Annotated in this window: 12 protein-coding genes and 1 riboswitch; of the genes, 8 read left to right on the top strand and 4 right to left on the bottom strand. The window is 52.5% G+C overall.

The window, feature by feature from the left end; translation table 11 throughout:
- The first annotated feature begins 317 nt into the window (after nt 1–317).
- Nucleotides 318–1,395, top strand: a protein-coding gene (gene prfB, locus ACYVHX_RS09435; protein ID WP_460671375.1) for a peptide chain release factor 2 whose coding sequence is annotated in 2 segments (ribosomal slippage) — nt 318–377 and nt 379–1,395 — 1,077 coding nt in all. Because the reading frame shifts where the segments join, the coding sequence is not laid out codon by codon here.
- Here prfB and ACYVHX_RS09430 read toward each other — a convergent pair.
- Nucleotides 1,367–1,825, bottom strand: a complete 459-nt coding sequence (locus tag ACYVHX_RS09430) for a hypothetical protein (RefSeq protein ID WP_460671374.1) — start codon at nt 1,823–1,825, stop codon at nt 1,367–1,369. The genes prfB and ACYVHX_RS09430 overlap by 29 nt on opposite strands.
- A 159-nt stretch (nt 1,826–1,984) precedes the next feature.
- A complete protein-coding gene (locus ACYVHX_RS09425) occupies nt 1,985–2,566 on the bottom strand; it encodes a Crp/Fnr family transcriptional regulator (protein WP_460671373.1) in 582 nt (193 codons plus the stop codon).
- A gap of 80 nt (nt 2,567–2,646) precedes the next feature.
- Here ACYVHX_RS09425 and ACYVHX_RS09420 point away from each other — a divergent pair, with 80 nt between their 5' ends.
- Nucleotides 2,647–3,363 (top strand): alpha/beta fold hydrolase, encoded by a 717-nt coding sequence (locus ACYVHX_RS09420; protein WP_460671372.1) that lies wholly within the window; start codon nt 2,647–2,649, stop codon nt 3,361–3,363.
- On the opposite strand, the gene ACYVHX_RS09415 is transcribed toward ACYVHX_RS09420, so the two are convergent.
- Complete coding sequence (locus ACYVHX_RS09415) at nt 3,360–4,037, bottom strand: TVP38/TMEM64 family protein (RefSeq protein WP_460671371.1); 678 nt, start codon at nt 4,035–4,037, stop codon at nt 3,360–3,362. The two genes, ACYVHX_RS09420 and ACYVHX_RS09415, sit on opposite strands and share 4 nt — an antisense overlap.
- 66 nt (nt 4,038–4,103) lie before the next feature.
- Here ACYVHX_RS09415 and ACYVHX_RS09410 point away from each other — a divergent pair, with 66 nt between their 5' ends.
- Entirely contained in the window at nt 4,104–5,243 is a 1,140-nt protein-coding gene (locus tag ACYVHX_RS09410) for a cystathionine gamma-synthase (RefSeq protein ID WP_460671370.1), read from the top strand.
- 89 nt (nt 5,244–5,332) lie between these two features.
- On the opposite strand, the gene ACYVHX_RS09405 is transcribed toward ACYVHX_RS09410, so the two are convergent.
- Nucleotides 5,333–7,714, bottom strand: a complete 2,382-nt coding sequence (locus tag ACYVHX_RS09405; protein ID WP_460671636.1) for a TonB-dependent receptor — start codon at nt 7,712–7,714, stop codon at nt 5,333–5,335.
- Between the two features lie 123 nt (nt 7,715–7,837).
- Nucleotides 7,838–7,935, bottom strand: a riboswitch (TPP riboswitch).
- 153 nt (nt 7,936–8,088) lie between these two features.
- Here ACYVHX_RS09405 and ACYVHX_RS09400 point away from each other — a divergent pair.
- The 5 genes from ACYVHX_RS09400 (at nt 8,089) to mfd (ending at nt 14,009) form a co-directional block, all read left to right on the top strand.
- Entirely contained in the window at nt 8,089–9,030 is a 942-nt protein-coding gene (locus ACYVHX_RS09400; RefSeq protein ID WP_460671369.1) for a ring-cleaving dioxygenase, read from the top strand.
- A gap of 91 nt (nt 9,031–9,121) precedes the next feature.
- Nucleotides 9,122–9,787 carry an alpha/beta hydrolase gene (locus ACYVHX_RS09395; protein ID WP_460671368.1) on the top strand — a complete coding sequence of 222 codons (666 nt, stop codon included), beginning with the start codon at nt 9,122–9,124 and terminating at the stop codon, nt 9,785–9,787.
- 14 nt (nt 9,788–9,801) lie between these two features.
- Nucleotides 9,802–10,098, top strand: coding sequence for a muconolactone Delta-isomerase family protein (locus ACYVHX_RS09390; RefSeq protein ID WP_460671367.1), 297 nt, complete (start codon nt 9,802–9,804; stop codon nt 10,096–10,098).
- Nucleotides 10,099–10,127: 29 nt separating this feature from the next.
- A complete protein-coding gene (locus tag ACYVHX_RS09385; RefSeq protein ID WP_460671366.1) occupies nt 10,128–10,562 on the top strand; it encodes a barstar family protein in 435 nt (144 codons plus the stop codon).
- A gap of 93 nt (nt 10,563–10,655) precedes the next feature.
- Nucleotides 10,656–14,009 carry a transcription-repair coupling factor gene (gene mfd / locus ACYVHX_RS09380; RefSeq protein ID WP_460671365.1) on the top strand — a complete coding sequence of 1,118 codons (3,354 nt, stop codon included), beginning with the start codon at nt 10,656–10,658 and terminating at the stop codon, nt 14,007–14,009.
- Nucleotides 14,010–14,116: the final 107 nt, after the last annotated feature.

Raw genomic sequence — 14,116 nt, 5'->3', positions numbered from 1 at the left:
TTCGTGCCGGTTTTCGTCCGGGACCAAAACCGCATCACCCTTCTACACGCAGGTCGCAGGACGACAACACGGTTTTTGGGAGAAGCTGGTCGAAATCATGTTACTCCTGGTCCGAAAACCGCCGGTCCGAAGCCGGTACGCCGAAAGGGTGACGAATGGAACGGATTGCCGGTGCCCAACAAAAGGACGTGTACCCGGTTTTACAGGTACCGGGCGGGTGGACGAATTCATCCGCTTTGGGGTTGCATTCGGATAGCCGTTCGTAAAACCGTATCTTTGCGGATTCATTTTTCAAATTAATCATTGTTTCACGCATTATGACGACCGACCAATTAAAGGACGTGAGGGCCAGAGTAGAGGCCCTGAGGGGGTATCTTTGACTACGATAGCAAAAAAGAACAACTCGCTGATTTAGAAGACCGGACCACCCAACCCGAGTTCTGGCAGGACGCGGAAGGGGCCGAAAAAACCATGAAGCAGGTCCGCGCCCTCAAAGGCTGGACGAGCGGTTATGAGCACGTCGATACGCTCCTGAGTGACCTGGAAACGCTGTTTGAATTTTACGAAGCCGGCGATGTTTCGGAGGAAGAAATTGACGTGGAAGGCGAAAAAGTAAAAGCCGCCCTGGACGATCTGGAGCTGAAGAAAATGCTCAGCAACGAGGAAGATCAGCTCAGTGCGGTTTTGGAAATTAACTCTGGCGCGGGTGGAACCGAAAGCCAGGACTGGGCCGATATGCTCTACCGCATGTACCTGATGTGGTCCGAGAAACACGGCTATAAAGTCAAACAGGTGGATTACCAACCCGGCGACGGCGCAGGCATCAAATCGGCCACGCTGGAAGTGGACGGTCCGCTGGCTTACGGTTTTTTGAAGTCCGAAAACGGGGTTCACCGGCTGGTGCGGGTTTCGCCCTTCGATGCCAACGCCCGGCGGCACACTTCGTTTGCTTCCGTTTACGCGTATCCGCTGATCGACGATTCGATTGAGATTGAAGTCAATCCGGCGGATATCGAATGGGATACGTTCCGCTCGGGTGGTGCTGGTGGCCAGAACGTCAACAAGGTTGAAACCGCCGTGCGATTGCGCCACAGACCGTCGGGTCTGATCATCGAGTGTCAGCAGGAGCGGAGCCAGTTGCAAAACAAGGAAGTGGCGATGCGGCTTTTGAAGTCGAAACTGTACCAGATCGAAGTGGAAAAACGCAACGCGGCCCGCGCGGAAGTGGAAGCCAGCAAGAAGAAAATCGAGTGGGGTTCGCAAATCCGGAGTTACGTCCTCGACGACCGCCGGGTGAAAGACCACCGCACGGGTTACCAGACGTCCAACACCGATGCGGTTTTGAACGGCAACCTCGACGAATTTATCAAGGCGTATCTGCTGATGCAGGAGTAAGGCGTTCCGATACGACCAGCGATTCGATCACCCGTTTCAAACCCGTGGTTTCTTCCACCACGTGGGCTTGCCAGAGCTTCCGGGTGCCGCTCAGGATTGCCAGTAATTTGGCAAAACTGCTCGGAAACTGGATAATAACGGTTGTTGTCAACGCCGTCTGATTGGCGGAAACGGCAGCGAGCGTATACTGGACGTGGGTGTTGCTTTTGAACGGCCGGTGTTTGTTTCCGTTGATATACGAAACCGATGGTTTTGACACGTAGTAGAGCGACTGATTAGAAACCAGTCGCTCTACTTTATACCGGTGGATTACCTGCTGATTGCCGGCCGTTTCTTCGCAGTGAATGCTACTGCCTTCTTCTAACCGGCTCCCGTTCGTAATTTCAAAGGTCTGATGGCCAACCGCCAGCTGCCTATAGTAGTGATCCAAGTGCCGCAGTTTTTCAAAAACAACAGGAATAGAAACTTCAATCAAAGTATTGTCTTCCAGATAAATAGCATTCTGAATTGACGTTAAATTTACCATTATTTTTGCTGTTTATTTTTCAGCAAAAATAAGCTGTTTTCAAAACCTGTAAATTGACGTTAGTTAAGTTTTTGTACTCAATTTTTTACGAAGGCGGCTCAGACTTTCGGGCTGAATGCCCAGGTACGAAGCCAGGTATTTCTGCGGAACCTGCTGAATAAGCTGCGGTTTTTCGGCCATTAACTGCAAATACCGCTCTTCGGGGGTTTGGGTCAGCAGGCTCATTTCGCGCTTTTCTTTCTCCCGCATCAGCTCCTGAATCGCCTGCCGCTCGATGTTGCCGGCCGACGGATTGTTTTTCCGAATGGCCGCCAGTTCGGTCGCTTCCCAATACAAGACCTCGGCCCCGCCTACGGTCTGAACGCTGAATGTAGCCGGTCGATTTTCCCAAAGTGCCGGAATGGCCGAAACGAAAGCGGGTGCGATCACAAAACCGAGCGTTGTTTCGGCGTCCTGATGCTGTGTGAAAACCCGCAAAATACCTTCGTTCATAAAGAAAATCCGGCCCGAGTGCAGGCCCTGCCGAACCAGCGAAGTCCCTTTGGATAGGCGCAGCAAATGCGCCGTTCGGGTGTATAACCCGATCTCTTCCTCGCCCGGATAAATAGAAGCCTGCTCAAGCCAGCGGCTGATCGAATCGAACATGAAGGTGACGGTTTCGTGCGTTTGTCGTATGTTTGGCTATGCGCCCGGTTTTTAAATTGTCAGACGGCCCCGTTCCTTTATTGGCGTTTCACGGTATTGGTCAGGATCACCGGGCCTTCGAACCGTTGGCGCGGGCGCTCGAAGGCCGGTACGCTCTGTATGCCTTCGATCTGTTTTTTCACGGCGCCAATCCACCTGAGGTTGCCGACGACGTGCTGACGAAACCGGCGTACCGGGACCTGATTCAGGCATTTTTGGACCAGCATCGGATTAATCGGTTTGCCGTATTGGGTTTCAGCATGGGCGGACGGTTTGCGCTGGCGACGGCCGAAGCTTTTGCTTCCCAAATCGACGAGCTTATTTTACTGGCCCCCGACGGGATTACGGTCAGCCCCTGGTACCGCATGGCCACCAGCACCGGTTTTGGCCGACGGATTTTCCGGTATTTACTGAAACACATGCCCCTTCTCCACCGCCTGGGCCACTTCTTTCTGTCCGTCGGATTCATTAACCGCAGCGCGTTAAAATTTGCGAAAAACACGCTTTCCACGCCCGAACAACGCGAGTCGGTTTACAATTCCTGGGTTTATTTCAGGAAGTTACACTTTAATTACCAGGCACTTGGCACCCTGTTCAACCAGCAGCCGATGCGCATCCGGTTTTTCGTTGGGTATCATGACCAAATCCTGCCGGTTTCGTTCCTGACCCCTTTGACCCGCCGGTTGCATTCGTACGAATTGACGGTTTTGAAAACCGGCCACAACCGGTTGATCGAGAAGGTAACAAAGCTGCTTTAGCGGTTCAGCGTTCGGTTCAAAACCGCATACAGGCCAACGACGGACGCCAGCAGCAAAACGCCAATCGAAATTTGGGTCCAGTTGCCGGCGTTTGGATTTTCGACCAGCGTCCGGATTTCCCGGGCCTGTCCGGCCGTCCAGACCGCAATGAGCGTCCGCGGAATCATGCCCAGAAAACCGCCCAGCAGAATATTCCGCAGCCTGGCGCCCGACAGCGCGAACACCAGATTCGTAACGGCAAATGGCAAAACCGGCGACAGTTTCGTGAAGAAAATCACTTTTAATTCCTGCTCCCGAATCTGTTCCAGCACTTTTCTGGCTTTCTGGTTTTCCTCGATAAACCGGACAAACCGGTCCTGATCGACCCAGCTGACCATGCGATTGACCATCAGAATACAAATCATGTTGAGCGCAAACAGCGGCAGCAGCGAATTCCAGCCCAGAAAATAGCCAAAAATCAGGGCCAGGAAAGTCGGCGGGGTCAGGGCAAAAGCCGACGTAAGGCAGCAAACCGCCGTCAAGCCCAGCCATTCCCAGCCGTTGAACTGCGCAATAACCGGCTCGTAGGAAACCGTCAGGTACGTCAGCGCCGAACTGAACAGGAGCGGGACCACCGACAACACCAATCCCGCCAGCGCCGGACCCGACAACGCTTTAAGCTGTACTTTTTTCACACGCCAAACTTACGGCATTTCGCGTCAATGACTGGTACCATTTACAAAACCGTGTTACTTTCGGGTATGAAATTCGCAACCAAAGCCATCCACGCCGGCATTGAACCGGACCCCACGACGGGCGCCATCATGACGCCGATCTACCAGACGTCGACTTACGTGCAGGAGTCGCCGGGAAAACACAAGGGCTACGAATACGCCCGGACGCAAAATCCAACCCGCACGGTGCTGCAAAACAACCTGGCCGCGCTCGAAAACGGCAGACACGGTATTTGCTACGCGTCCGGTCTGGCCGCTACCGACGCCATTCTGAAGCTGTTTAAACCGGGCGATGAGATCATTGCCAGCAACGATCTGTACGGCGGCACGTACCGGATCATGGTGCGGGTTTTTCAGGAATACGGCCTGAAATTCAAGTTTATCGGTCTGGAAGATCCGTCGGCGCTGGAAACCGCCATCACGCCCGCGACGAAGATGGTGTGGATTGAAACACCGACCAATCCGTTGCTGCGCATCGTTGATATTGCCGCCATTGCCGCGATCACGAAAGCGAAAAATACGCTGCTGGTGGTCGATAACACGTTTGCGTCGCCCTACCTGCAAAACCCGCTGGACCTGGGCGCCGATCTGGTGATGCACTCGGTGACCAAATACCTCGGCGGCCATTCCGACACGGTTATGGGCGCAATTGTGCTGAACGACGATGAGATCACCAGGCGGCTGGAATTTATCCAGAATGCCTGCGGGGCAGTTCCGGGGCCGCAGGATTGTTTTCTGGTCCTGCGCGGCATCAAAACGTTACACATCCGGATGCAGCGGCACGGGGAAAATGCCCTGAAAGTCGCTCAGTATCTGAGCCAGCACCCGAAAGTCGGTCAGGTCAACTATCCGGGCCTGGAAAACCACCCGCAGCACGAACTGGCGAAGCGGCAAATGCGCGGTTTTGGCGGCATGGTGTCGTTCGAACTCCGGGGCGATTCGCTGCCGGAAGCCGTGCGGGTGATGGAAAGTTTCCGGGTGTTTTCGCTGGGCGAATCGCTGGGCGGTGTGGAGTCGCTCTGCACGCACCCGGCTTCAATGACCCACGCCAGCATTCCGAAAGAAGAACGCGAAAAGAACGGCTTAAACGACACGCTGATTCGCCTGAGCGTTGGGATTGAGGACGTTGAGGACCTGATCCAGGATCTGGAACAGGCGATTGGGTAACCGTCCTGAACTTGGATTACGCGGATTGAAGCATTACCTAAGATCTACTTTTATATCATAGTTAGTCCTTTAATCCGCGTAATCCAAGTTCAGAAACGTACTCTGACCCCCGCCAAAAAATTCCGTCCGGCCTGCGGATAATAGAAATTCGCCGTCACGGTCTGACTTTCCGAAATATAACTGTAGGTGTAACCGTTCGACTCGTACAATTCCCCCAGCACGTTGTTCAGCAGCAGCGAAAACGCGATTTCATTCATCCCTTTGGGCTTCACGGTATAAATAAACCGCAGGTCATTGACGAAATAAGCATCCAGTTTGCGGGCTTCATCTGCGGTGTTGTCCAGATACTGCTTTCCGACAAACTTCGACAGCCAGCCAATTTCCAGCCCTTTTGCGGGCGTAAACAGCAATTGGGAGCCGACAATGGTGTTCGGCGCGAAGGCAATGTCGGTGTCGGTATACTGGTTGAGTTGCTGCTGGCCGGTATCGTAATTATCCAGAAATTCCGTGAAGGCTTTTACTTTATTCTGACTAAAGGTCGCGTTTACATTCCAGCGCAGATTTTTCGTCAGCGCGGTTCCGGCTTCCAGCTCAATTCCGGCGCGGTAACTGTTTGCTACATTCACCCGGTTTTGCGCCCCCACATCGTTGATCTGGCCGGTCAGAATCAGCTCGTTTTTGTACTTCATGTAATACAGATTGGCCGAAAAAGCCAGCCGCTGGGTTTGCATTTTGTAACCCGCTTCCCAGTCGTTCAGTCGTTCGGCTTTCGGGCGACTGGCGGGCGTCGATTGCGTATAATCGTTGCGATTCGGCTCGCGGTGTCCGACGCCGAACGAAGCGTACACACTGCTGCGGTCGTTCAGGGCGTAGGTGATCCCGGCTTTGGGATTAAAAAAGCTCAGGTTATCGTCCTGTTGCACGTTTCGAAGCTGGTTGTCGTAGCCTAAAAATGAATACCCGACGGTCCTGACCTGCAAATCGACGTAGGCATTCAACCTGGATGTGAGCTGGTAATAGGCTTTACCGTACAGATTAAAGTCGGTTTTGGTGGCGTCGTTGTCGTAATACCGGTGCCGGATGTTGCCCGTACTGGCAAATCGCGCCCAGATGATTTCGCCGTAATGCTTGCCGGTGTACTGGTTCCAGCCCCCGCCGATGTGGGCCGTCAGCTTGCCGAAACTATTGTAATCCAGCGAAAAAACCGCCCCGTAAAAGTCATTATCCAGCCAGCGACGCCGAATCAGATCGGTTTGATTGATGGTGGAATCCCGGATCACGACCGGCGGCAAACCGTAATCGGACAGGTCCTCGCCCGCCCGGAATTGCTCGTAATAGCCCCGACCCTGGGTGTAATGCAGGGAAGCGTTCAGGCGCCAGTTGCGGCTTAGTTCGTGGGAGCTAATCAACTGGTAATGATCCTGTTGGTAATTGTCCACCTCATTATCGTAGGTATAAGCGTTGTACGTTCGGTTGGTTTTCAGCAAGTTTTCCGGCACGCCGTCCCAGGCCTGGTAGGTTTTCTCCGTGCCCGAAAAAACATTCAGCCGCACGAAGCTTTTTTTGCCGTACCAGCCGCCCGACACATAAAATGATTTCAGATTCGACGAGGCCCGGTCGATGTACCCGTCAGACACGATTCGGGAAAGCCGGGCATCAACCACAAAGTGATTATTCAATAAACCGGAACCGGCTTTTACCGTGGTTTTCAGCGTATTGAACGAGCCGCCGGAGACGTCCGCTTCGCCGTACGGATTTTTCTCAAAACGATTGGTTTGCACATTGACCGAAGCCCCGAAAGCGCCCGCGCCGTTCGTAGACGTTCCAACGCCCCGCTGAATCTGGATGCTGCTCACCGACGAGGCAATATCGGGCATATTGACCCAGAAGGTGCCCTGCGATTCGGCGTCGTTGTACGGAATCCCGTTGACGGTCACGTTAATCCGCGTAGCATCCGAACCCCGAATCCGAAAACCGGTGTAGCCAACCCCCGCGCCCGCGTCGGAGGTCGTCACCAGCGAGGGCGTGAAGTTGAGCAGCAGCGGAATGTCCTGCCCCAGATTCTGTTTGGTAAGTTCCCGCGCCGAAACGTTCGTGTAGGCAACCGCCGACTTCTGATTGGCCCGGGTGGCACTCACCACCACCTCATCCACAACGACAACGGTTTTCGTTAACGCCACGCTGATCCGCTCATTTTGCTTTAGATCAACGGTTTGCAAAACCGGCTCATACCCCAACAGAGAAATCCGGAGTTGCGTAGAACCCGGTTTTAGATTGGTTAACCGAAACGCACCATCGGCGTCGGCAAAGGTGCCTTTGTAGGTGCCTTCTACGGAAATGGCTGCGCCGGGCAACACCCCGCCGTCGGCATCATTGACGGTTCCGGAAATGGAAAATTGCGCCCAAGTGGGCAGGCTGACCAGCAAAAAAACCGCCGTCAGTCCGTGGAATCTAACGAACAACCGCTCCATGGCGCGCCTTCCAATCGTAACATTTTTCATGCGATACGAAATGTTCACGACAGGCAAGGGGCCAGCCTATCCATTATTATTTTGGTGATTTACAGTTGCTACGGACGTACGAACTAAAGTCCGCCAGTCCGTATGGCACGTTCCCTTCGCCGGCATTACCCGGTGCAGGTTCAATGGGTATAATCTCAGCCCGTTGTATTAAGGCACCCCTTATGTAAGATTAGCGATGCAAAGGTAAGCGCCTAAAGGGCACAAAAAAGCATTCTCCAAAAATATTGCGTGTTGATGAACTTTGGCATAAATTTAAATGTATATACATTAAATGTCGATACATTTAAAAGAATTTGACATATTACCTCAAAACACTCCCAATTATGGAAACGCTCGTCAATGGATTACACCACGTAACGGCTCTGGCCGGCGACGCCCAAGGCAATGTCGATTTTTACACGCACATTCTGGGCTTACGGCTGGTCAAGAAAACCATCAATTTTGATGCGCCGGATGTATACCACCTATACTACGGCGACGAAACCGGATCACCGGGCAGCATTCTGACGTTCTTTCCGTACGGCAAAGGCATTCCGCGCGGCCGGAAGGGTGGGGGACAACTGACCTACACGGCTTTTTCGGTTCCGACGGCTTCGCTGAGTTTCTGGATCAACCGGCTGCACGAATTCAACATCGCTTTTTCGGGACCGTACCAGCGATTCAACGAAACCTACCTGCGGTTTGAGGATTTCGATGGCATGGGCATCGAACTGGTGGCTCACGATAATGACCAACGGCCGGGCTGGTCGAACGGTTTTATTCCGGCCGGGCACGCCATCAAAGGTTTTCATACCGTGACCTTAAACGAATTTAACGTGGACGATACGGTAAAATTGATAACCGAATCGCTCGGTCACACGTTGGTAGCGGAGGAGGCCGGTTTGTTCCGGTTTCAGGCCGGCAAAGGCGGTTCCGGCAATTTCGTGGATGTGAAACACGCGCCGAACGACGTGCGGGCCCATCAGGGGAACGGTTCGGTCCACCACGTTGCGTTCTCGACCGACTCGGACGAATCGCAGCTTGTTTTGCAACACCAACTGCTGGAAGCCGGTTATCAGGTGACACCGGTTCAGGACCGGAACTACTTTCACAGCATTTATTTCCGCGAACCGGGCGGTATTTTGTTTGAAGTGGCTACCAATCCGCCGGGATTTGCGGTGGATGAGCCGGTTGCCGAATTGGGTAAAACGCTTAAATTGCCGGAATGGTACGAACCCCGGCGCGCTAAAATCGAAGCGGGTTTACCGAAAATTGAAGTGAAGTAAGTTTGCTTTTTTCGTTAGATTGCCGATTTGTCCTTTCCGTGTAAGCGGTTTCGGCAAACCGGCAATCTGGCCTTACTAACCGTAAAGAACCATGATACACGATCCTAACAACTTTCTCACTGCCGGAAAACCGCTGGAAAAAGCGTCAAAAGTCATGGTGATGGTCCACGGCCGGGGAGCCTCGGCACAGGACATTCTGTCGTTGGCGGAGTACATCGACGACCAGGAATTTGCTTTTATTGCCCCGCAGGCCCACCAGGGTTCGTGGTATCCGCATTCGTTTCTGAGTCCGCTGGAACAGAACGAACCGAATCTGTCGTCGGCCCTGCAGGTATTGAGCAGCCTGCGCGCGCGTTTGCAGTCCGACTATAATTTTAAAATGCCCCAGATTTTCTGGCTTGGTTTTTCGCAGGGAGCCTGTCTGGCGCTGGAATTTGTGGTCCGCAACGCGATGCCCTACGGCGGGGTTTTTGGCCTGAGTGGTGGTTTGATCGGCCCGCCGGGAACGCCCCGGCTGTATGAAGGCGATCTGGAAGAAACACCGGTTTTTCTGGGTTGCAGCGACATTGATCCGCACATTCCGAAAGAACGGGTGATTGAGTCCGAAGGAGTATTCCGGTCGATGGGCGCGGGGGTGAAAATGAAATTATACCCAAATTTTGCGCATTCGGTCAACGAAGATGAGCTAAAGATTGTTAATCAGTTGATTGACGGTTCGCCCACGTCCGGCGCACCCATCCGAGAGTTGTACACCTAAAACTACCACGCCCGATGAGCCAGTTTATGGTAGAATTTGATCTCCCGGTCGAAATGACCGAGGAATTTACGGTAAAAATACCGCTCCAGCGCCTGAAGGTGAACGAGCTGATGGAAAACGGCAAGCTGCTTACGTATGCGTTGTCGCTCGACCGCCAGAAATTGTGGTGCGTTGTGAAGGCGCAGACGGAATTTGAAGTAATGGAAATCGTCTCCGAATTTCCGCTGATTCATTTTATGGACCCCACCATTACGGAGCTGATGTTCAATAATATCGTTTCGTTACGAATGCCCTTGTTTTCGCTGAATTAACTACTTTTGCCCGTCTTTTCCCGGTATTCATGGCAAATTTTAGATTCATCCCGTCGGATTCGGAGCTGAAACCGTACGCTGACTTTCGGCTGGCCCGAATCGACGGCCAGCAGGCGCAGACCTTCAAGGCGTTTTATGCGCAAATTGCCCGCGAACTCCGGTTTCCGGACGATCTGGGGCCTGATCTGGAGTCGCTGGATGAAGCCCTGAATGACCTGGAATGGCTCGATGACGATAAGATTGCGGTTTATATCACCAACACGGACGCTTTTTTGTCGCAGGAAAAAAGCGAAGCCAAAAAAGTCGACGTACTGAATACGCTGGACGTTGCCGCCGAAGACTGGAAATGGGTGGATGAGGAAGAAGGCGTATCAGCCCGGCAGTTTGTGATTTTATTTCAGCCCGGCGACGCGCTGGTTGCGCTGCTGGATAAAGAGGATTTTGCCTACGACCGGCCCATTTAATTTTTTAACAAAATTAGCTGACAAACCGTTAGTCTGATGCTGTTTGCCGCATGGAGATTTTATTCCCTGCGGCTTTTGGTATGTATTGTTTCTATGAAGGTAGCCGATTTAATTACGCTTTACACCGAAGATAGTTTTATCAAAATCATTGGTGAACAATTCCGCCAGCCGCACACGGCTGACCCCGCCCGTATTCAATTGAAAGGCCTAACCGGCAGTCTGGATGCTGTGCTGGCTGCGTCTGTTTACCGCCTGCATCCGGCCACCTCTCTGTTTGTGCTGAGTGATCGCGAAGAAGCCTCTTATTTCTTCAACGACCTGCAAAATATGCTGGGCGAAGAAGTCTTGTTTTTTCCGATGTCATACAAAAAACCGTATCAATACGAAGAGATCGAAAATGCGAATGTGTTGATGCGGGCGGAGGTGCTGAATAAATTAAATTCCAGCGGTAACAAGCCGGTTCTGGTTGTCACCTATCCGGAAGCGTTATTCGAGAAAGTAATCAACAAACGGTCGTTGCGCGAGAATACCTTGTCGGTCAAACCCGGGGATAAACTGGATGCCAATTTCATCAACGAACTGCTCAACAGCTATGATTTTGAAAAAACCGACTTTGTGTACGAAGCCGGGCAGTTTTCCATTCGCGGGGGGATCATCGATGTTTTTTCGTTTGCCAGCGAATTTCCGTACCGGATCGAATTGTGGGACGACGAAATCGAAAGCATTCGGCTGTTCAACCCCGAAAGCCAGCTTTCTACCGATCCGGTCGACCACATCAGCATCATTCCCAACATCGAGAACAAGCTGATTCACGAAACGCGGGAACCGTTTCTGGAGTTTTTTGCCGACACCGCCCTGCTCTGGTTCAAAGACGTGGAGCTGACGCTCGAAATCATTGAGAAAAACTTCGAAAAAGCCGAACAAAGTCTGGCGGGGCTGGTGGGTGGCAAAGGCGGTATTCAGATCGTCTCGGATCCCAATGTCCTGTTCGAAACCCGGCGCGGTTTGTTGAACCAGATCAAGACCTTCCGGACCGTGGAGTTTGGTCGCCGGTTTTATTTCAAGACCGAGACGAAACTTACCTATTCGTCCAAAGCGCAGCCGTCGTTTAACAAGGATTTCAAGCGGCTGGTTGATAACTTGTCTGAAAATCAGTCGAAAGCCTATACCAACATCATTGCGGCCGAATCCTACAAACAACAGGAGCGGCTCAAAACCATTTTTGACGAACTCGATCCGTTTCTCAAATTCCAGTCGCTGAACATTTCGCTGAAGGAAGGCTTTATCGACGAACAGACGAAGGTGGTTTGCTACACGGATCACCAGATTTTTGACCGCTACTACAAATACCGGGTTCGCGATAAATTTTCCAAATCGAAGGCGCTGACGCTGCGCGAGCTCAAAACGCTGCAACCGGGCGATTTTGTAACGCACGTCGATCACGGCATCGGGCGGTTTGCCGGTCTGGAAAAGGTCGATGTGGGCGGTCGCGAACAGGAAGCAATCCGACTGATTTACCGCGATAACGACATTCTGCTGGTCAGTATTCACAGCTTGCACAAGATTGCAAAATACACCGGCAAAGAAGGTACGCCACCGGTGATGAGCAAGCTGGGTTCGCAGGAATGGGACCTGAAGAAATCGCGCGTTAAGAAGCAGGTTAAGGACATTGCGAAGGAACTCATTTCGCTGTACGCCAAACGGCGGCAGGCCCCCGGTTTTGCGTTTTCGCCGGACAGCTTCCTGCAGGCCGAGCTGGAATCTTCGTTTATTTACGAAGATACGCCGGATCAGGCCAAGGCAACGTCCGACGTCAAAGCCGACATGGAGCAATCGCACCCGATGGACCGGCTGGTGTGTGGTGATGTGGGTTTTGGGAAAACCGAAGTAGCCATTCGGGCTGCTTTCAAAGCCGTTACGGACAATAAGCAGGTGGCGATTTTGGTGCCGACGACCATTCTGGCCATGCAGCACCACAACACCTTCCGGGAACGGCTGGCCGATTTTCCGGTTAAAATTGAGTACATCAACCGGTTCCGGACGGCCACGCAGATCAAGGAAACCCTGAAGCGGGTGGCATCGGGCGAAACCGGCATCCTGATCGGTACGCACCGAATTGTTAATAAAGACATCAAATTCAAGGATTTAGGGCTGCTGGTCATTGACGAAGAACAGAAATTCGGCGTTAAGACGAAAGACCGGCTGAAGGAAATGCGCGTCGATGTGGATGTGCTGACGCTGACGGCCACGCCCATTCCCCGAACGCTGCATTTTTCGCTCATGGGCGCCCGCGACCTCTCGGTGATTGCGACACCGCCCGCCAACCGCCAGCCCGTTACGACTGAAGTGCATACCTTCAGCGAAACCGTTATTCGTGATGCGGTGAGTTACGAAGTTCGGCGGGGTGGCCAGGTCTTCTTTGTCCACAACCGCATCAGCGATATCGATTCGATTGCCAACCTGATCATGCGGCTCGTTCCCGACGCGCGGGTGTCGGTGGCCCACGGACAGATGGAAGGAGAGAAGCTGGAGCGCGTGATGACCCGGTTTATTGAAGGCGAATCGGACGTGCTGGTGTCCACGAACATCATTGAATCGGGGCTGGATATACCGAACGCCAATACGATTATCATCAACCAGGCGCACATGTTTGGTTTGTCGGACCTGCACCAGATGCGCGGGCGGGTCGGGCGGTCGAACAAAAAAGCCTTTTGTTACCTGATGACGCCCCCGGTTTCGGTTATTTCCTCCGACGCGCGCAAGCGGCTGCAAACGCTGGAGGATTTCTCCGAACTGGGCGAAGGCTTCAAGATTGCCATGCGCGACCTCGACATCCGGGGCGCCGGCAACCTGCTGGGTGCCGAACAGAGCGGTTTTGTCAACGACCTCGGTTTTGAAATGTACCACAAGATTCTGGACGAAGCGGTTCAGGAATTGAAAGAAACCGAGTTTAAAAACCTCTTCATGCCGAACGAAGAGAGCCTGAAAACGCTGCTGCCGGATACCCAGATCGAAACGGATTTGCAGGTGCTGATTCCGGAAAAATACGTAGCCAATATCTCCGAACGTTTGTCGTTGTATAACCAGTTGGATAACATTCAGAACCAGCCGGAACTGGACAGTTTTCAGCGCTCGATGACCGACCGGTTCGGGCCGGTGCCGGAAGAGTTCGATAATCTGATCAAACTGGTCATGGTGCGCTGGAAAGCAGAGCGTTTGCAGTTTGAAAAATTGACGTTAAAGAATAATATCATGAAGGGTACCTTCGTTTCTTCTGGGAATGACGTTTTCTTTAACTCCGGCCAGTTTGGCAAAGTAATTGATTACGTCAAGAAACATTCGGCAACCTGCTCATTAAAAGACTATAAGGGAAAGCTGATTTTTACGCAGCGCGACGTGAATACAGTCGATCAGATGGACGATGTGCTGAGCCAGATGGTGGAGTGACAGCCAGAAATTGAAGTCCGGCTGTTTGTAATCGTGAAAGTTTGCCTGACATACTGTAATTTTGAACTTCTATTAGTTACCAAATCGCAATGAATCGAACACAACCG

It is taken from the genome of Larkinella ripae (assembly GCF_054780775.1).
This window is presented reverse-complemented; position numbering and strand designations above follow the sequence as displayed.